This window comes from Caballeronia catudaia, assembly GCF_001544755.2.
In the GTDB taxonomy this organism is placed as follows: domain Bacteria; phylum Pseudomonadota; class Gammaproteobacteria; order Burkholderiales; family Burkholderiaceae; genus Caballeronia; species Caballeronia catudaia.
In genome coordinates this window covers 69,717-87,661 of record NZ_FCOF02000003.1, presented here as the reverse complement: position 1 = coordinate 87,661, position 17,945 = coordinate 69,717, and the positions used below count along the sequence as shown (strand labels likewise).

Below are 17,945 nucleotides of genomic sequence, written 5' to 3'. Positions count from 1 at the left end.
GTATAAAAGCCTTAAGCGACGCCTTCGACGATACGGAAGTCGCGCACCACGGAATCGCCCAGCACTTCCAGCGCGTGCTGATACGTTGCGCTGTTATAGGCGGCGACAGCCGCGTCGATCGAATCGAATTCGATCACGACCGTGCGCTCGATGACGCCTTCGCCCTGCGTCATCGACGCGACGCCGCGAACGAGAGGACGTCCGCCGCCTTCAGCAATGGCCTGCGTTGCGATCTTCGCGTATTCCGCGGTCTGCTCGGGCTTAATGATCGTCTTGTACACGCTGACCCAATAACCTTTTGCCATCTTTATCTCCAGTGTTTGACGGGCGCTTCGCGCCATGAGGTGTCCGGCGGCCAGCATAGCAAATTCTTCTGCTCGAAGAATGCGCGACGATTCCGCGCGTTTTCGTGAAAGGTGCTTTCCGGCGCTCGGGGTTAACCCGAAAGGACCAGCGTTTTAGACTTCTGTCACTGCTTCGAACAACACTATGTTCGAAACCAGGCACCTCATAAACACTGGAGTTTCATCATGAAGTCGATCATCCGCGCGGCAGTCGTCGCGACCGCTCTCGTCATTCCCGTGGCTTCGTTTGCTCAAAGCCAGATCACGCGCGCTCAGGTGCGTGCGGAGCTCGCTGAACTGGCCAGTGCGGGTTATCACGTTGGCGACGGCGATCAGGCGCACTATCCCGAGGCGATCCAGGCGGCCGAGGCGAAGCTCGCTGCACGCAATGGCGCGACGGCTTATGGCGGCGCGGCTAACGGCACGTCGCAGTCCGGCGCGGCGCGCGTGCCGCAATCCGACTGGAACGCAATGTACTCGCGTTAAGACGTTCTCAATCGGCTGCGTATTTGCGGTCGAGTTCGTCGAAGAGCGGCTTGTTGACGAGCCGCTGACGCTCGGCGAACGGCGCGACCACGGCAGGATCTTCATCGAGCCGTCCTTGCGATTTCAAAGCGCCGAGCGCCGTCTGCATGCCGCGCACGGCGCTTTGCAATGCCGCATTGGCATACAGCACGAGGCTGAAGCCTAGACGCGCGAGATCCGCCTGATCCGTGACCGGCGTCTTGCCGCCTATCACGATGTTGATGAGCTGCGGCGCATCGAGCAACTTCGGCAGCGATGCGATCTGCTCCGGCGTTTCGATCGCTTCGACAAAGAGAATGTCCGCACCGGCATCGACGAATGCGCGCGCGCGCTCGATCGCCGCATCGAAGCCTTCCACCGCGCATGCATCGGTGCGCGCGATGATCTGGAAGTTATCGTCTTCGCGCGCATCCACGGCCGCGCGAATCTTGCCCACCATTTCGTTCGTCGAGATCACGGCTTTGCCCGCGAAATGGCCGCATTTCTTCGGCATCACCTGATCTTCGAGCTGAATCGCATCGGCGCCCGCGCGCTCGAGCGTGCGTACCGTATGACGCACGTTGAGCGCATTGCCGAAGCCCGTATCCGCATCGACGATGAGCGGCAGGTCCACCGCATCGCGAATGCGCGACGTATGCTCCGCGATTTCCGCAAGGCCCATGAACCCGAGATCGGGCATGCCGAGCGACATGTTCGTCACGCCCGCGCCAGTGATATAGATCGCTTCGAAACCCAGATCGGCGACGATGCGCGCGCTCATCGCGTTGAAGGCGCCGGGCAATAGCAGGCCGCGCCGCGCGTTGACCCGTTCGCGAAAGGCGGCGCGGCGGCGGGAGGAAGAAGTGGTCATGGCTTCGGTTCCGGAAATGGAGTTCGTGTTCGGGGCGTTGTCTGCAATGTTATCGCGTGCGGCTATCGGGTGCTCATGCGCGCATACGCGGGCATTTCGAGTGCATAGCGGGACGCGAATCGGTTCGCGGTCTTGCTCGAAGCAGGAACGCATCGCAAGATACGATCTTGCCCGATCGGAGACAAACATGAACGAACCGCTGAACGATCTGCCTTTGCCTGAAGGCATCCGCTCGCGCATGATCGACAATGGCAATGGCCTTTCGATGCATGTGCTCGAAGCCGGATTCGATGCGCCTGGCCGGCCCTGCATCGTGCTTCTGCACGGCTTTCCCGAACTCGCTTTTAGCTGGCGCAAGATCATGAAGCCGCTTGCGGATGCGGGTTTTCATGTGATTGCGCCGGATCAGCGCGGTTATGGACGCACCCTCGGCGGCACGGCCTTGTTCGACGCCGATCTGAACGAATTCACCTTCCCGAATCTCGTGCGCGACGTGCTGGGTCTGGTGTCGGCCTTGGGTTATCGCAGGGTTGCATCGGTGATCGGTCACGACTTCGGTTCGCCCGTCGCTGCGTGGTGCGCGTTGATTCGTCCCGATGTATTCGCGTCCGTCGTGATGATGAGCGCGCCGTTCGCGGGGCCGCCCGCGTTCCCGTACAACACGGCGAAAAACGATGCAACGCTCTCGCGGGTCGAAACGGCGCCGTCCGTCATGGCTGAAGCGGTGGCGTCGCTCGCGTCGCTCGATCCGCCGCGCAAGCACTATCAATGGTATTACTCGGGCGCGGAGGCCAACGACGACATGCGGCATGCGCCGCAAGGAATCGCCGCGTTCCTGCGTGCGTACTATCACGTGAAGAGTGCGGACTGGGCAGGCAATCATCCGCATCCGCTCGAATCGGTGACAGCCGATCAACTCGCGTTGCTGCCGACGTACTACGTGATGAACGCCGACGCCACGATGCCGCAGACCGTCGCCGAGCACATGCCGGATGCAGATCAGATCGCGGCATGCGCGTGGCTCGCCGATCACGACTTGAATATCTATGCGGGCGAATACGCGCGTACCGGATTTCAGGGCGGATTGAACTGGTATCGCTGCGGCACCGACCCACGCTATGCGGATGGATTGCGCCTTTGGTCGGGCCGCACGATCGACGTGCCGTCGTGCTTCATCGCGGGTGCGAGCGATTGGGGCTATTACCAGCGTCCCGGCGATTTCGAAGCGATGCGCGCGCTGACCTGTACCGACTTTCGCGCGACGCATCTGATCGAAGGGGCGGGGCATTGGGTGCAGCAGGAGCAGCCGCGCACGGTGGCGAGCCGCATTCTGCGCTTTCTGCGGCAGGACGCACCGGCGTAAATGTATCCATACGTTTCCTGATGTAAGAGTTGCCGCGATAACGCCGGTCTGACGGAACTTCGCGCAAAGCACGCTTGTCCACGAGCCTCGCGGCCTTTGAAGGTCGGCATCAACCGCGAGGAGAGTTTCGATGGAAAGAGGACGTGTTGCCGCGCTCGACGCAGGCCGGGCGCTCGCGATCGTCGGGGTGGTCGCAGTACACCTGTCGTTTCAGTTTCCCAATCTGCCGGGCGCCGTGACGCTCGCGGCGCGCATGGGCCAATATGGCGTGCAGTTGTTCTTCGTGATCAGCGCGATCACGATCTTCATGACACTGGAAATGGATCATGCGCGCTGCGCGGATGCCCGTCATGTCACGTTGCGCTTCTATATCAAACGCTTTTTTCGCATAGCGCCGATGTATTACGCGGCGATTGCGATCTATGGCCTCATCAGTTTCGGCGCTATGCGCTCGGGCGTCGAGCGCGCCTGGGTTCTCGGTGCGCACGGACCGATGGACATCCTGCTCAACATGGTCTTCCTCCACGCGCTTTCGCCGACGGCGATCAATAACGTTGTGCCGGGAGGATGGTCGATCGGCGTGGAAATGCTCTTTTACATGATTGCGCCGCTGCTGTTCTTTCTGGCGATGAACCGCGTGCGTCTGCTGCTGGCGACCGTCGTGCTGCTCGGCATGTCGTTCGCCGTCATGTCGATGAGCGATTGCAACGGCACGCTCGAATGCAACGTCGCCAACAACAGCTTCAGCTATTTCTGGCCGCCTGTGCAAGGGCCATGCTTCATCGTCGGCATGTGGGCGTGGTATGCATTCCGTTCGCATTTGCTGGGCGCATCGGTGACGAAGCGCGTATCGTTGCTGTATTTTTCGCTCGCTTTGGGCTTCGCGCTCATGACAGGCGCACTCGGCGTATGGCTCGACAAGGCGCATGCGCTCGCGCCTGTGTTCGCCGCTTGCAGCGCCGTCGCGTTTCTGTTGTTCGTCTGTTCGCGGCATGCCCGCAAGCATCGCGACGATGCGCGAATAGCGCCGCTCAACACGTTCATCCGCCGCTGCGCCGCCGCGCTCGGCCGCGAAAGCTATGGCATTTATCTTTGGCACTTCATCTGCGTCTACGCGACGTTTCATTTCTTCGATCGCGCATTCGGCGAGAAGAATGGAGAAACGTCGCTGGCGCTGTTCGGCGCGACGCTGATCGCCGTGCTCACCGTCTCTTATGGACTGTCACGCGTATCCGACCGGCTGATTCAGGGACGCGCGACGCGCCTGTCGGCACGCCTGCTTGCATCGGTCGATCGTCGTTTTCATCTGACGCGCGACGCATAGCGTCAAGTGGCGTTCGGCGTCGCAGGGAAGGACAGATGCGCACGCCGGCCTCGCGTGCGATACAACACGATGCTCGCAACGAGCGTCGCCACTTCCGTTACGGCGACGGTCATCCAGATGCCGCGTGGCCCGAGCCATTCGGTGAGAAGCCACAGCATCATCAACAGCAATAGCCAACTGCGCAGCAGTGCGACGATCATCGATGCAAGGGGCGCTTCGATGGCGGTGAGATATCCGCTGATCGCGACATTGACCGCGGCGGGCAGGAACGCCAGCGCGCACCACGGCAATGCGTCACGCAGCAACGCCTGGGCTGCGGGACTATCGGGGAGGAATAGCGTGCCGAGGGGTTGCGCGAGCGTGAGAATGGCGAGGGCAGCAGCAAGCGCGAAGCCGGCCGTCACGGTCATGCCGATGGAAAATGCGCGCGTCACCGCGTGCTCATTGCGCGCGCCACGCTCGAAGCTCACGATCGGCTGCATGCTTTGCACGAGTGCGACCATCGTGACGGATGCGATCATCGTCATGTATTCGACGACGGCGAACGCGACGAGTCCCGTATCGCCGAGCCAGCGCAGCACCGCGTGATTGAAGGCGAAGAGCGTGACGCTCGGTGCGATCTCGCCCAGAAACTCCGATACGCCGTTATAGGCCATCCGCCACGCGTGATCGAGCCGCGCAAATGCGCGCGCAACGGGACGAACGCGTTGCGCCTTGACGAAGTGATATGCCAGCATCGGCATGCACGGGAGCGCCTGACTGATGCCCGATGCGATGGCCGCGCCGCGCATGCCCCATTGCATGTGGCTCACCATCCACCATGTCAGCGCGACATCGGCGATACCGCCCGCGATCAGGCACGCGAGCCCGAACTTCGCCGCGCCTTCGATGCGCAAGAAGAGCTCGAGCGCATAGCATGCAGTAGGAAACAGGACGAACGGCGCATAAGCATGCAGGAAAGTCTTCGCGAGCAATGCGAGTTCGCCGCGGGCGCCGGTCCAATGCACGAAGGTGTCGGCATAAAAATGGATCGCAAGCGTGAACGCCACGCCACACAGAACGAGCAGCCATAGCGCCTGCGTGAATGCTTCCGCGGCGTCGCGCTCACGCCGCTCGCCGAGCAGGCGCGAGACGAGCGTCGATCCGCCGACACCGATCATCACGCTGAACGCATAGGGCAGGTAAAGCAACGGGACGAGCAGATTCAATGCGGCGAGTGCATCGGCGCCGACATGGCGTCCAATGAATATGCCGCTGATGACGGAATGCATGCAGTAGACCCATGCGGCGAGCACGGTAGGCACTGCGTAGTTCGAGAATCGACGAACGAGGGAAGTGTTGTTGTGCGAGACCATGACTGACAACCCGACGTTACTCGCTAGGCACGCCAGAACGCAGCACGCGACATCTTCGATGAGCGAGTCGAGCTATGGCATGGCGCAAAAGCGCTGATATGGGCGCACCGATAAAAGCCCGGCGAGCCGCATATGAATGAGACAAGACTGCGTAGCGCGCGGTCTGGCGGCGCGAGAATACGCCAGCGGGCTACGAGAGGAAACGCATGACGGGGCTAATGGCGCGAGAAGCGCGAATGCCGCTTCAGGCTTTCACGATGCATCGATTACGATGCGGTGGTTGGAGTGACGAACGCGAATGAAGGTTCCTCGCCGCGCTTTTAAGCGAATCATGATTCACGCGGCACGCAACGACACGCTAAGCGCCCGACGCCTCCAGCGGCCTGTCCGTTTTCGCTCGCAAACCATACGCCGTCAGCATGCGATACAGCGTGACGCGCGACACACCCAGCTCTTCCGCCGCTTCACCGAGGCGTCCGCGATGGCGCAGCAGCGCGACTTCGATCGCCTGCCGCTCGGCCGCTTCACGCGCTTGTGCGAGCGTCATCGGCGCAGCTTCGGCATATTCGCCGAGTTCGAGATCGCTTGCGAGAATCTGCCGCGCTTCCGACATCACGATGGCGCGGCGCACGCGATTGATCAGCTCGCGCACATTGCCGGGCCAGCCATAGTTATGAATCGCCGCGATAGCGCAAGGCGCGAAGCCGCGCAGCCGCCGGCTTGCATCCTTTCTGAAGCGTTCGAGCATGTGATTCGCAAGCAGTTCGATATCCTTGCCGCGCACGCGCAGCGGCGGCTCGTCGATCTGCAATACGCACAGGCGATGGTACAAGTCCGCGCGGAAGCGTCCTTCGAGCATCGCCGTTTGCATGTCGACGTGAGTCGCCGAGATGATGCGCACATCGACAGGCGTCGAGCCTTGTCCGCCGAGGCGTTCGATCTTGCGCTCCTGCAAGAAGCGCAGAAGGCTCGCCTGGCTTTCGAGCGGCAAGTCGCCGATCTCATCGAGAAAGAGCGTGCCGCCGTCGGCTGCTTCCACGCGGCCGATCTTGCGCTGATTCGCGCCGGTGAACGCGCCGCGCTCATAACCGAAGAGTTCCGATTGCAGCAGATGCGCGGGAATCGCCCCGCAGTTGATGGCGACGAACGGATGATCGCGCCGCACCGAACGCTCATGGATCGCCACCGCGGTGAGTTCCTTGCCCGTGCCCGATTCGCCCGAAATGAACACGGGTGCATCGGTCATCGCGACTTTGCGGATCGAGCGATACAGCGCCTGCATCGCATCGCAGGAGCCGACCATGCCGCCTTCCTTGCAGTCGTCCTTGCGCGGGTCGTTGCTGGCGGCATCGTGCAACGACACCATGCCGTATGCGTGCCCGACCGCATCGACGAGTCGGTCCGCGGAAGCGGGCACCGTCACATAATCGAAACAGAAGTCGCGGATAAGACGGCAAATATCAGGGCTGTCGACATGCTCGGCATCGACCGCCGCGACCCAGCCAATCTGATAGCTTGCGAGCATTCCGGTGAGCGTGGCCGCCTCTTTTGCAAAGCCCCGGCTCGTCAGATCGACGATGCCCGCGGCTGCACGCTTGCCATGCCTGGCGGATTTGAGTGGCTTGGTCGGATCGATACGCTCGATAGTCCACCCGCGCGCATGCAAGCGCTCGGACAGATCCTCGGAAACCGCCCGCCCAGCGAAATAGAGTGTCCTGGCTTCCCCGTACATGGCTCTTTTCCCGGCTTTTTTAGATGTAGCGCCAAGTATGCGCCCGGTTCTGTCAGTGCTGAAAGGCTCGCAAACGATAAGCCGATTTTGAATGTTTACATTGATCGGCGGAATTGATTAAAAACGTCATAGCATTTTTTGCGAGACGATCGTGCAGAATTGCGTTGAACATCCGTGCTTTATCTGCGGCGGGTTATGCTGACTGGGCGAGCGGTGGCCGAAGTGTCGGAATGAATTACCTATCCACTTATGAATACGTGCGCTCTAGCAGAGAAATCTAGCGATGAATTAATTTGGAAGCGCTGAAATATCAGATAATAAATACTGTGATTACTGAATTGCGACGCACGCGCGGCAGGCGTAAAGTCTGTGGCTGCGTCATCGTCTGATGAATACCCGTTCGAACATGGTTAAGACAGAGAACTCCACTTCAACGTATCAGCCGCGTTTGCTTCTCGTCGACGACGATCCGGCCACGATCCGCATCCTTGGCGAAATGCTGGCGGAATTTCCCGACCAGCGTTTTGCCACCACCGGCGAGGCTGCGCTCGCGCTGGCCCGTGAAGCAACGCCGGATCTCATTCTTCTCGATGCCAACTTGCCCACTATGACGGGCTTCGATGTCTGCGAGATCCTCAAGAAGGATGCAAAGCTCGCGCGCGTACCGGTGATCTTCGTCACGAGTCACGACGCGCCCGCGCTCGAAGTCGATGCGTTTCGCATGGGAGCGGCCGACTATGTCATCAAGCCGCTCGTCGCGCCACGCCTGCAGGCGCGCGTGCGCGCACAGCTTCGTTTGCGGCGTCGTGTGATGGAAGCGCACGCGCGCTTGCACCGCGAAGGCGCGAAGCCTGTGTCCAAACCTACCGGCGTGCGCGTGCTCGGCATCCTCGCGAGCGATACCGCGCAGGCGCACCGTCAGGCGCTCGAAGCGATCGGCGCGGTCGACGTGGTGACAGATTGCGAAGCCGCGCTGCGTGTCGCCGAACGCAAACAGCCGGACGCTATCGTGCTGGACACCGCCTGCTGCAATGACCCGTGCGAGGCCGTGCGTTCATTGCTGGCGCAGTATGGTCATGTACCCATCGTCGTGCTCGCCGACGCGCGCGATGCCGCAACCGAGCAGTGCACGCTCGACGCCGGCGCGGCCGATGTCATCGCGAAACCGGCGAAATCCGTCGTGCTGGAGGCGCGTGTGCAGGGCGCACTCGATTCCGCGCGCAAGGCGCGAGAGGAACTGCGCGCGTGGCTGGAATCGTCGGGCGGGGACAACGTTCATCCGTTTCCGGTGTAACTTCTTTTCAGGCCTGCTCGAGCATGTCGCGCGCGATCTTCGAAGCGCGCGCGAAATCGAGCGCACGCACGCGTGCGAGGAAATGCTGGAAGTCCTCGCGATATCCATTCGGCGCGTGCGGCGAAAGGCTCTCGGATAGCGCGATTGCCTGCAGGTTCGACGCATCGAGCAACTCGACGATCGCGGCAAGACGTGCGCGCCAGTCTTCGTTTCGAAGCGGTGGCGCGCTCGTATCCGCATTCGCAGAGGTGTGTGGCGTTCCGAATGCATTGATGAGCTGATCAGCGCTCGATGCAAGCAACTGTTCCATGCGCGCCAATTGCGCGCGCGTGTCATCGAGCGCATGCGCGTCATCGCCGTTATCGAGCAGCTTGCGTTCGAGTGCGCTCGCGAGATGCGCGAGCGCCGCCGCGCCGACCGTGCCCGCGCTGCCCTTGATTGCGTGCAGCGCCGAAGCGGCGCCTTGCGCGTCCTGCGCCGCGAGTGTTTCAGCGAGGCGATTCATGTGCTTGCGGCCTTGCGCGCCGAAGCCGCTGGCCGCGCTTCGAATCAGATCGGTATTGCCACCGAAACGCGCGACGATCGAATCGCGTGGCTCGATGATCGACGCCATGTCCGCATCTGTTGTTTGCGCTTCGATCGGCGCGCGTTCCACCTGCATGCGCAATGCGGCAACGAGACATTCGACGTCGATCGGCTTGCCGACATGATCGTTCATGCCGGCCCGCAGACACGCGTCGCGATCCGCGCCTGACGCATTGGCCGTCATCGCGACGATCGGCAGCGCGGCGAAACGGCCATCCGCGCGAATGAGGCGCGTGGCTTCGAGGCCGTCGAGATCGGGCATCTGCACGTCCATCAGCACCGCATCGAACAGGCTATTGGCGGCGATGACCCGATCCACGCCCTCGCGTCCGCTTTCAGCGAGCGTCACGTTCGCGCCTTCCGCACGCAGCACGCCTTCAGCGACCTGCCGGTTGAGCGCGTTGTCCTCGACGACGAGCAGCGCGAGGCCTTCGAGGCGGCGCGCTTTGGCTACGGGCGGCTGCGCCCGATGAGCGGCGTGGTTGATAGCGGCAGGCAACGCGGCGCGGATCGCCGCAGCGAGCTGCTTCGGCGTCACGGGCTTCGTCAGGAATCCGGCGAAGGGCGCGGCGCCGTTTTTCTGCGACTCTCTCAACACTTCGCGACCGAATGCCGTGACGAGCAGCACGAGCGGCGGCGCGACGCGTCCGTTCATCGCGACGACCTGCTTCGCGGCGTTCAACCCGTCGAGGCCAGGCATGCGCCAGTCGAGCAGGGCGATGTCGTAGGGCACATCGCTTCGTGCAGCGTCGGCGATGCGCGCGACCGCCGCGGTCCCGCTCGTGACGATATCCGCGTGCCAGCCGAGCGAGCGCACCGTGCGCGACAGGATTTCGCCCGCGATCGCGTTGTCGTCGGCGATGAGAATGCGCGCGTCATGATCGAAGAACGCGCCCTGGTCATGCACCGGCGCGTGGCCTGCGTCCACGCCGAGCGTGATGTCGAACCAGAAGCGGCTTCCTTCGCCCAGGCGGCTCTCGACTTCGAGCTGGCCACCCATCATCGCGACGAGCCGCTTGCTGATCACGAGTCCGAGGCCGGAGCCGCCATAGCGCCGCGAGGTCGATGCCTCGGCTTGCGTGAAGCCCTCGAAGATGCGCTCGATCTGTGCCTCGCCGATGCCGATGCCGCTGTCGCTCACCGCGATGCGCACGCGCACCGCTTCGCCCGCTGCATCGCTCGGCGTGTCGAGCCGGTGCACGCTCACGACGATCTGCCCGGCCGCCGTGAATTTGAGCGCGTTGCCCGCGAGGTTGATGAGCACCTGCTGAAGGCGAAAGCCATCGCCGACCAGCACGGCGGGCAGGGAAGGATCGAGATCGAAGAGCACTTCGACGTCTTTCGCGCCCTGATTGCCCGAGAGCACGATGCCGAGCTCCTCCATCATCTTTTCAGGCTCGAAAGGATGGCCGTCGAGTTCGAGCTTGCCTGCTTCGATCTTCGAATAATCGAGGATGTCGTTGAGCAGGTTCAGCAGAGACTTCGCGGCGGTTTCGGCCTTGCTCACGTAGTCCTGCTGGCGGTCGTCGAGCGATGTCAGTTGCACGAGATGCAGCATGCCGAGCACGGCGTTCATCGGCGTGCGGATTTCGTGGCTCATGTTCGCGAGAAACGACGACTTCGCCGCGCTCGCCGCGTCCGCCTGCTCTTTCGCGTTGCGCAGATGGTATTCGAGCTCGTACTCGTCGGTGATGTCGTAATTCACGCCGGTCATCGCGACGGGCGTGCCCTGCGCGTTGCGCTGCGTGCGCTGGCCGCTCTGGATGCGCCGCGTCGTGCCGTCTGGCAGGACGATACGAAACGGCGGTAGTTCTTCGGTTTCGCCCGCAGCCGCGGCGCGCAGGCGCGCCATGATGCCGTCGTGATCGTCGGGATGAATGCGCAGGCGCCAGTGCTCGAAATGCAGGCCGTTGTCGAGCAGCGCGGGCGGGTACTGATAGATCTCGAACATGCGCGCGTTCCAGTGCAGCTTGCCCGTCGCGAGATCCCACGACCAGATGCCCAGTTCGGCGATGTCCGCGGCGAGCAGCAACTGGTCGCGCGCATGCGCAAGTTCGCTGCGCTCTTTTCTTTGCCGCGAGATATCCGTAATGACAGATACAAAATGCAAAGCGCCATCCAGACGCATCGCGCCGGTCGTGACTTGCGCGGGAAAAGACGTGCCATCCTTACGCTGCCCCGCAAGCTCGCAGTCGGCGGTCGCAATCCCCGTCGGTCCCTTGAACTGCATGATGTATTCGTTATACGAATCCAGAAACGGCGGCGGCACCAGCATCCGCAGATTCTGGCCGATGACTTCGCTCGCCTGGTAGCCGAACACTTTCTCTCCCGCCGAGTTGAACGAGCGGATCGCGCCGCGCTCGTCCACGGTGATGATCGGACTGATGGCGGTGTCGAGCACGGTTTGCGTCGTTGCGAGGCTGCGCTCCAGTTCCTGCTCGATCTGGTTGCGTGCGTTGATCTGGCGCACGAGCGTCGAGCCGAACATCGCCAGCACGAACGCGAGCATGGCCGTGACGCAGGCGTGCCAGAGCGTATCGCGCCACCACGGCGCGAGGATTTCATCGCGTGCGAGCGCCGCAGCGACGAAGAGCGGATAGTCCTGCAGTTCGCGCAGGCTGTTGAGTCGTGTGACACCGTCCTGCGACGAGCTTGTCGTGAACACGCCCGCGCTGCGCTGTTCGAGATGCGTGCGGTAAAGCGCCGTGTCGATCACGTTCTTGCCGACAAAGCGGTCTTCGAACGGGCGGCGCACGACCATCACGCCCGAGTTCAGCACGAGCACCGCCGCGCCCGACTGCCCGAGATCGAGGCTGTCGTAGAAGCGCGAGAAGAAGTCGACGTCGATGGTCGCGAGCGCGACGCCCGCGAAGCTGCCGTCGGGCGCGTCGATGCGGCGCGACACCGGCACGATCCATTTGCCCGTCGAGCGGCTCTGCACCGGCGGTCCGATGTGCGTGCCCTGATCGGTATGCGTGCGGTGATATTCGAAATACTCGCGGTCGGAGTTATTGAAGCGCGAGTCGAGTTTCGACTGCGAATTGACGACCCACGCGCCGTTTTTATCGTAGATGAAGAGGCCGTTCAACTGCGGCAATTGCCGGACGCGTGACACCATCGAGCGATGAATGCGCGCGAGCGATTCCGGCGACATGCCGTCTTCTTCGACGCGCTCCAGCATGCCGATGAGCGTCGTGTCGGCCTCCTTGAACGTGTCGTTCGCGTGCTGCGCCATCGCGCGCGCGAGGTTGTACGTCGCCGTCGTCATTTCGTCGAGCTGCGCGCGGCGCGCGGCGAGGCTGCGCCATACGTCGGTGCCGATCAGAAGCACGCAGACGGCGACGATGAACGCCGTCATCCTGAAGGTGAGCGAATGGCGACTGAGCACGCCGTGGTCTCCGAAAGAGCGGTTGCAAGCTGCGGGATCGAACGCTGCCGTATCTTATCGTGCCCTTCGGAGAGGGTCGTTCGACGGGCAGGCGAGGGCCATCAGACCCGTTTACGGCGCGCAAGCGCGAAAGCTTGAGCCCGCGAGACGGGAAATATTTTCGCGGTGTCCGGCGTTAAGAGAGAGCATGGATTCGCCTTCGGCGACGCGCGCGCGTGTTTGCATCGCCCCATCTTTCAGGAGTGAAAGCGTTGGTTCGTGCCCGACAGACCTGTCGCCCGGCGCGCGGCTGAATTCGCGCCTCGCCTTGCCGCATAAGGGTTTCGATGAACTGGCACGGTGGCTGCGTCAGATGCCGACACCCGCCGCCTCAGCGAACCCCGAATGATCCGCGTTGCACGATCGCTCAGCCGGCATGTCATGGAACGACCCGTTGGTGCAGAAGGAGCGAATCATGTTGGGATACCTAATCAATATCGCGAGAGACCTCGTGTTGCCGATCCTGAAGGACCGGACCAAGACGCTGCTGGACCGCGCGGAGCATGGCCGTCGCGATACATATCTCGCATCGTCCGTCGATCTCGGCGAGCTCGAGCGCCGCATGCGCGAGTGCGAAACCGATGCCTGATTCTCAACGAAGCGAGAACGGAAGATGATCACCCTGAACGACGAATACGCCGACGCGCCTGTCATCGCGCTGCATTGCTCGGGCGCGGGCGCGAATCAATGGCGTTCGCTCGGCGAAACGCTCGATGCGCTCGATGTGCTCGCGACGCCGAAGACGCGCTATACGCTGATCGCGCCGGAGCATTACGGTTGCGACAGCGTCGGCCCGTGGAGCGGCGAGCACGCGTTCACGCTCGCGGACGAGGCGGCGCGCACGGTCGAAATCATGGATCGTCAGCGCGGCAAGGTGCATCTCGTCGGGCATTCGTATGGCGGCGGCGTCGCGTTGCGCGCGGCGCTCGAACGGCCGCATGGCATCGCGAGCATCACGCTTTACGAGCCGTCGGCGTTTCATCTGCTCGAGCGCATGGGCACGCGCGGCGCCGCGGAATTCGCCGAGATTCTCGCGATCGCGGCGCGCACGGCGGAGGGGGTCGTCGCGGGCGACCTGCGCGGCGCGGCGAGCTCGTTCGTCGATTACTGGAGCGGGCAAGGTGCGTGGTCTGCGCTGCGGCCTTCCGTGCAGGCGATGCTCACGCGCTGGGTGCCCAAAGCGCCGCTCGATTTTCGCGCGCTGATTCACGAGCCGACGCCGATGAGCGCTTACGCGAAGCTGCGCATTCCCACGCTCGTGATGCGCGGCGAGCACGCGCCCGCGCCGACGCGCCTGATCGCCGAAACTTTACCGGAGCTGATGCCGGCGGCGCAGTTGATCGTCGTGCCGGATGCGGGGCACATGGGGCCGCTCACGCACGCGCAGACGGTGAATGCCGCGATCGCGCGTCATATCGCCCAGTGCGACGCGCGCGCTGCGTGCTTATCCGAGTAGGCCGTCGCGCGACGGCGCGCTTTCGCCCTGACGCTCGATGAGCCGCGCGCGAAACCAGAACGTCCACGCGAGCAAGCCGCCGTAGATCACGTAGCTCACGACCGGCGACACGACGAGATAGCGCTCCACCGGCCACGTCCACGCGAACCAGAAGCGCAGCATCGTTTCGAGCGACAGCCCGACGCCCCACACGAACGTCATGAGGCGCAACGATGCGCGCAGCATCGCGCTTTCGCCCCAGTAGGCCTCGAAGCGCTCGGCGCCGTTCTCCTGCTCGCGCGTGACCGTTGCGCGCGCGAGATAGAAGATGAGCGGGCGTTCGAAAAATAGCGAAATCAGAAATACGATGCCCGTCGCGCCCGCCGCGAGCGATTCGCGCACGAGCAGGATGCGCGGGCTGCCGCCCATCGCCAGCATCACGATGGAAAGCGCGATGCCGAACAGCACGAGCGCGGAAAGCGCATCGACACGCCGCGAGCGCGCGAACTCGGCGACGCTCCACACGAGCGGCGGCGCGGCCGACGCGTAGAGCGCGCCGACATCGCCCCAATGAGGCAACGCCAGCCGATACGCGACCCACGGAAGCAGCACATTCGCGGCGAGTTCGAGCACGAGACCGGGCTTGATCTTTTTCATGGACCCAAGAGTGTGCGTTTGAGCGCGGTACCTCGATCCGAGTATAAAAGATCGGACGTGCGCGAATGTGCGCGCGCACGCGGTGAATCAGTGGAAAAGTCTGTAACGAAAGCGCCGCCGGCCGCTGTTTCGAGCGGCGGCGGCTGGAAGGCTCGGACCGGCGTTACTTCTTCGGCGGCGGCGCTCCGGGGATTGCGTTGACGCGCGCGGCATTCGCGGCGTTGGCGGCATTTGCCGCGTTGATCGCGTTCGTGTTGTAGGTCGGGGCGGCGTTGTAGTTCGGGCTGACGTTATAGCTTGGGTTCTGCGCAGGTGCGTTGGGCGTGTTGGAATAGTTGTTGGCCGCAGCGGCGTTCGGCTGCAGCGGTTTTGGCTGAAGCGTCTGATTGATGACGCCCATTTGCCCGAGCTTTTTCGCCGCCTGGCTGTCCGCGCTGGCTGCCGTGGCGAAGCAGAGTCCGGCTGCGCCGGCGATCAACGCAATATGCGTGGCGCGAAGCTGCGCGCGATTGCGATTTTTCTTCATGACGGCCTCCTGGTTCGTGCCCGCCGCGCGGATGCGCAGCCGACAGCTCTATTGTGTGCAAGGACGATGCCCGCGTGGAGAAGGGTTTTGCCTAGGTGCTCTCATGCGATCTGCGGCGTACTGCCTCACCTGACTTTGATATTTGTCTAACAAAAGGGTCGCGTCGGCCGGTAACATGTATTTCGATGTACCAACTAAACGCACCGGAGGACCCACCGCATGTTTCCAGAATACCGCGACCTGATCTCACGCCTGAAGACCGAAGACGGCCATTTTTCGCGTCTGTTCGAGCGCCATAACGATCTCGATCACCAGATCAGCAATATGGAGACGGGCGTGACGCCCGCCGACTCGTTTGCCATCGAATCGCTCAAGAAGGAAAAGCTGATGTTGAAGGACAAGTTGTATGCGGTATTGAGAAAGGCGCACGAAGCCGCCTGACGAAGAGACGAACGCAGAGACAGAGACACCAGAGCAACAACGAAGGGGAATGGATGAAGTTGATATTGCCGGGTGAGACGACCGAATCGAAGGATGGCGACCTCGCAGTTCGAACGGCGACAGACGGCATCGAACGCGAAGAAACGGGCCGCGCGGTCGAGGCGGCGCACGGCCTGCTGACGAACAGCATCGAAGACATACTGAAGACGCTCATCGCGCGGGGGCAGGAAGGCACGGAATCGCTCGTCGACACCGTTAGAACGCTGAGCGGCGGCATGTCGCCGGACGAAATCGCCACGCTGCGCGCCCATCTCTTCGATGTCGAGACCGTGCTGCGATCGGTCAGCGGCACGCCCGATCCCGACGACGAGTTGTCGCCGGCGTGGCGCGAAGGCGGCTATCCGTATCGGCACCTGATGTCGCGGCGCGCGTACGAGAAGCAAAAATACCGTCTTCAGGTCGAGTTGCTGAAGTTGCAGGCGTGGGTGAGGGACACCGGCCAGCGTGTCGTGATTCTTTTCGAGGGCCGGGACGCGGCGGGCAAGGGCGGCACCATCAAGCGTTTCATGGAGCATCTCAATCCGCGCGGCGCGCGCGTGGTCGCACTGGAAAAGCCGACGGAGCGCGAGCGCGGCCAGTGGTATTTCCAGCGCTACGTCGAACATTTCCCCACCGCGGGCGAAATCGTTCTCTTCGATCGCTCCTGGTACAACCGTGCGGGCGTGGAGCGCGTGATGGGCTTTTGTACACGAGGCGAATACGAGCAGTTCATGCAGCAGGTGCCCGCGTTCGAGCGGCATCTGTCGCAAAGCGGCACGCATGTCATCAAGCTATGGTTTTCGGTGAGCCGCGCCGAACAACGCCGCCGCTTCAAGGAGCGCGAGATTCATCCGCTCAAGCAGTGGAAGCTGAGTCCGGTCGATCTTGCGTCGCTCGACAAGTGGGACGCGTACACCGAAGCCAAGGAAGCGATGTTCGCGCATACCGACAGCGCCGACACACCCTGGACCGTCGTGCGCTCCGATTGCAAGAAGCGCGCGCGGCTCAACGCCTTGCGCTACGTGTTGCACAAGCTGCCGTATGCGAATAGCGACTTGAAAGCCATCGGCGCGGTCGATCCCCTCATCGTCGGGCGGCCGTTCTAGGCGGCGCTCACGCCTTCCAGCAGGGCGTGAGAGAGCAGGCGCGCGTGCGGCGTGAGGGCGTCGAAATCGCGTGCGCACAGATGCAGCCGGCGCGTCGCCCACGGCTCGGAGAGCGGCAGGATCGAAAGTTCCGGCCGCTCCAGCATGCGCGCCGACGCCTCCGACAAAATAACCAGTCCTATGCCCGCTTCGACGAGCGTGCCGACATTGTCTATGCTGCGCATGCGGATTCGATAGCCAATCTGCCTGCCGAGCCGCGACGCCCGCTCGGCCAGATGCATTTCGAGCGCGGCATCCGATAACCCGACGAACGCCTCGCCCACGATATCCGCGAACGCCACCGCGCCTTGTTCCGCGATCCGATGCGCACGGTTCGCGACGACCACCAGTTGATCCTGCGCGAGCAGATGCGTTTGAAGCCGTCCGAGATCCGCCGTATCGGAGACGACGCCCAGATCGGCGCGACCTTCGGCGATCGCCTGCACGATATCGACGCTCGGGCGCTCGTCGAGATCGATCGAAAGATCCGGATAATTCGCGAGAAACCGCGTGAGCCGCGGCGGCAGGAAGGCGGCAAGCGCGGCCGTGTTCGACATCAGCCGGACGCGGCCTTTGAGGCCGGTCGCGAACGAACGCAGTTCGCCGCGCATCTGCTCGACCTGGCCGAGTATCGCGCGCGCGTGGCGCACGAACGCGTCGCCGGCGGCGGTGGCCTGCACGCCGCGGCGGTTGCGCTCGAGCAGCGGCGCGCCGAGCGCGGCTTCCATTCCCGCGATGCGCTCGCTCGCCGACGCCAGCGCCAGATGCATCGCCTGCGCGCCCGCCGTGATGCTGCCGCGCTCGATCACGGTCAGGAAAAGCCGCATGTCGGTGAGATCGAAACGCATGGCGGCGCATTCGGTTTTGCCGAAGCCTCACATTGGAAATGCCAGATTGTAAGCG

Annotated in this window: 16 protein-coding genes; 8 read left to right on the top strand and 8 right to left on the bottom strand. The window is 62.9% G+C overall.

Going from position 1 to position 17,945, the window contains the following annotated elements; all coding sequences use genetic code 11:
* Positions 1-11: 11 nt before the first annotated feature.
* Positions 12-305: a DUF1330 domain-containing protein gene (locus tag AWB75_RS04290; RefSeq protein WP_061123035.1), complete on the bottom strand. Its 294-nt coding sequence runs from the start codon at positions 303-305 to the stop codon at positions 12-14.
* Positions 306-530: 225 nt separating this feature from the next.
* On the opposite strand from AWB75_RS04290, the gene AWB75_RS04285 reads away from it, so the two are divergent.
* Positions 531-830, top strand: coding sequence for a DUF4148 domain-containing protein (locus tag AWB75_RS04285; protein WP_061122840.1), 300 nt, complete (start codon positions 531-533; stop codon positions 828-830).
* Between the two features lie 7 nt (positions 831-837).
* Here the strand turns inward: AWB75_RS04285 and AWB75_RS04280 are convergent, their stop codons facing one another.
* Positions 838-1,719, bottom strand: a complete 882-nt coding sequence (locus AWB75_RS04280) for an isocitrate lyase/PEP mutase family protein (protein ID WP_061122839.1) — start codon at positions 1,717-1,719, stop codon at positions 838-840.
* A 187-nt stretch (positions 1,720-1,906) separates the two neighbouring features.
* On the opposite strand from AWB75_RS04280, the gene AWB75_RS04275 reads away from it, so the two are divergent.
* Both AWB75_RS04275 and AWB75_RS04270 read left to right on the top strand, forming a co-directional pair.
* On the top strand, positions 1,907-3,082 hold the full coding sequence (locus AWB75_RS04275; RefSeq protein WP_061122838.1) for an alpha/beta hydrolase: 1,176 nt from the start codon (positions 1,907-1,909) through the stop codon (positions 3,080-3,082).
* 130 nt (positions 3,083-3,212) lie between these two features.
* Complete coding sequence (locus AWB75_RS04270; protein WP_061122837.1) at positions 3,213-4,406, top strand: acyltransferase family protein; 1,194 nt, start codon at positions 3,213-3,215, stop codon at positions 4,404-4,406.
* 2 nt (positions 4,407-4,408) lie between these two features.
* Here the strand turns inward: AWB75_RS04270 and AWB75_RS04265 are convergent, their stop codons facing one another.
* Both AWB75_RS04265 and AWB75_RS04260 read right to left on the bottom strand, forming a co-directional pair.
* On the bottom strand, positions 4,409-5,710 hold the full coding sequence (locus AWB75_RS04265; protein ID WP_235011963.1) for an MATE family efflux transporter: 1,302 nt from the start codon (positions 5,708-5,710) through the stop codon (positions 4,409-4,411).
* A gap of 409 nt (positions 5,711-6,119) precedes the next feature.
* On the bottom strand, positions 6,120-7,493 hold the full coding sequence (locus tag AWB75_RS04260) for a sigma-54 dependent transcriptional regulator (protein ID WP_061122835.1): 1,374 nt from the start codon (positions 7,491-7,493) through the stop codon (positions 6,120-6,122).
* 406 nt (positions 7,494-7,899) lie between these two features.
* Here AWB75_RS04260 and AWB75_RS04255 point away from each other — a divergent pair, with 406 nt between their 5' ends.
* Complete coding sequence (locus AWB75_RS04255) at positions 7,900-8,787, top strand: response regulator (RefSeq protein ID WP_061122834.1); 888 nt, start codon at positions 7,900-7,902, stop codon at positions 8,785-8,787.
* A gap of 7 nt (positions 8,788-8,794) precedes the next feature.
* Here the strand turns inward: AWB75_RS04255 and AWB75_RS04250 are convergent, their stop codons facing one another.
* Positions 8,795-12,760, bottom strand: coding sequence for a response regulator (locus AWB75_RS04250; RefSeq protein ID WP_235011962.1), 3,966 nt, complete (start codon positions 12,758-12,760; stop codon positions 8,795-8,797).
* Positions 12,761-13,214: 454 nt separating this feature from the next.
* Here AWB75_RS04250 and AWB75_RS04245 point away from each other — a divergent pair, with 454 nt between their 5' ends.
* Together AWB75_RS04245 and AWB75_RS04240 are read left to right on the top strand one after the other, a co-directional pair.
* Complete coding sequence (locus AWB75_RS04245) at positions 13,215-13,388, top strand: DUF3563 family protein (RefSeq protein WP_143746401.1); 174 nt, start codon at positions 13,215-13,217, stop codon at positions 13,386-13,388.
* A 24-nt stretch (positions 13,389-13,412) separates the two neighbouring features.
* Positions 13,413-14,255: an alpha/beta fold hydrolase gene (locus AWB75_RS04240; RefSeq protein ID WP_061122831.1), complete on the top strand. Its 843-nt coding sequence runs from the start codon at positions 13,413-13,415 to the stop codon at positions 14,253-14,255.
* Here the strand turns inward: AWB75_RS04240 and AWB75_RS04235 are convergent.
* Together AWB75_RS04235 and AWB75_RS04230 are read right to left on the bottom strand one after the other, a co-directional pair.
* Complete coding sequence (locus tag AWB75_RS04235) at positions 14,244-14,891, bottom strand: VC0807 family protein (RefSeq protein ID WP_061122830.1); 648 nt, start codon at positions 14,889-14,891, stop codon at positions 14,244-14,246. The genes AWB75_RS04240 and AWB75_RS04235 overlap by 12 nt on opposite strands.
* Before the next feature lie 163 nt (positions 14,892-15,054).
* Positions 15,055-15,417, bottom strand: a complete 363-nt coding sequence (locus AWB75_RS04230; protein WP_061122829.1) for a hypothetical protein — start codon at positions 15,415-15,417, stop codon at positions 15,055-15,057.
* A 219-nt stretch (positions 15,418-15,636) separates the two neighbouring features.
* Between AWB75_RS04230 and AWB75_RS04225 the strand changes: the two genes are divergently transcribed.
* Positions 15,637-15,858, top strand: coding sequence for a YdcH family protein (locus AWB75_RS04225; RefSeq protein WP_061122828.1), 222 nt, complete (start codon positions 15,637-15,639; stop codon positions 15,856-15,858).
* 53 nt (positions 15,859-15,911) lie between these two features.
* Positions 15,912-17,003 (top strand): polyphosphate kinase 2, encoded by a 1,092-nt coding sequence (ppk2, locus tag AWB75_RS04220; RefSeq protein WP_061122827.1) that lies wholly within the window; start codon positions 15,912-15,914, stop codon positions 17,001-17,003.
* Here ppk2 and AWB75_RS04215 read toward each other — a convergent pair.
* Entirely contained in the window at positions 17,000-17,890 is an 891-nt protein-coding gene (locus AWB75_RS04215; protein WP_061122826.1) for a LysR substrate-binding domain-containing protein, read from the bottom strand. The two genes, ppk2 and AWB75_RS04215, sit on opposite strands and share 4 nt — an antisense overlap.
* Positions 17,891-17,945 lie beyond the last annotated feature (55 nt).

Bases quoted from the DNA above. Each gene is read 5' to 3' on its own strand.
- AWB75_RS04285 (WP_061122840.1), top strand. From the start codon at position 531: ATGAAGTCGATCATCCGCGCGGCAGTCGTCGCGACCGCTCTCGTCATT.
- AWB75_RS04270 (WP_061122837.1), top strand. From the start codon at position 3,213: ATGGAAAGAGGACGTGTTGCCGCGCTCGACGCAGGCCGGGCGCTCGCG.
- ppk2 (WP_061122827.1), top strand. From the start codon at position 15,912: ATGAAGTTGATATTGCCGGGTGAGACGACCGAATCGAAGGATGGCGAC.
- AWB75_RS04215 (WP_061122826.1), bottom strand. From the start codon at position 17,890: ATGCGTTTCGATCTCACCGACATGCGGCTTTTCCTGACCGTGATCGAG.
- AWB75_RS04230 (WP_061122829.1), bottom strand. From the start codon at position 15,417: ATGAAGAAAAATCGCAATCGCGCGCAGCTTCGCGCCACGCATATTGCG.
- AWB75_RS04240 (WP_061122831.1), top strand. From the start codon at position 13,413: ATGATCACCCTGAACGACGAATACGCCGACGCGCCTGTCATCGCGCTG.
- AWB75_RS04235 (WP_061122830.1), bottom strand. From the start codon at position 14,891: ATGAAAAAGATCAAGCCCGGTCTCGTGCTCGAACTCGCCGCGAATGTG.
- AWB75_RS04275 (WP_061122838.1), top strand. From the start codon at position 1,907: ATGAACGAACCGCTGAACGATCTGCCTTTGCCTGAAGGCATCCGCTCG.
- AWB75_RS04245 (WP_143746401.1), top strand. From the start codon at position 13,215: ATGTTGGGATACCTAATCAATATCGCGAGAGACCTCGTGTTGCCGATC.
- AWB75_RS04290 (WP_061123035.1), bottom strand. From the start codon at position 305: ATGGCAAAAGGTTATTGGGTCAGCGTGTACAAGACGATCATTAAGCCC.
- AWB75_RS04260 (WP_061122835.1), bottom strand. From the start codon at position 7,493: ATGTACGGGGAAGCCAGGACACTCTATTTCGCTGGGCGGGCGGTTTCC.
- AWB75_RS04225 (WP_061122828.1), top strand. From the start codon at position 15,637: ATGTTTCCAGAATACCGCGACCTGATCTCACGCCTGAAGACCGAAGAC.
- AWB75_RS04255 (WP_061122834.1), top strand. From the start codon at position 7,900: ATGGTTAAGACAGAGAACTCCACTTCAACGTATCAGCCGCGTTTGCTT.
- AWB75_RS04280 (WP_061122839.1), bottom strand. From the start codon at position 1,719: ATGACCACTTCTTCCTCCCGCCGCCGCGCCGCCTTTCGCGAACGGGTC.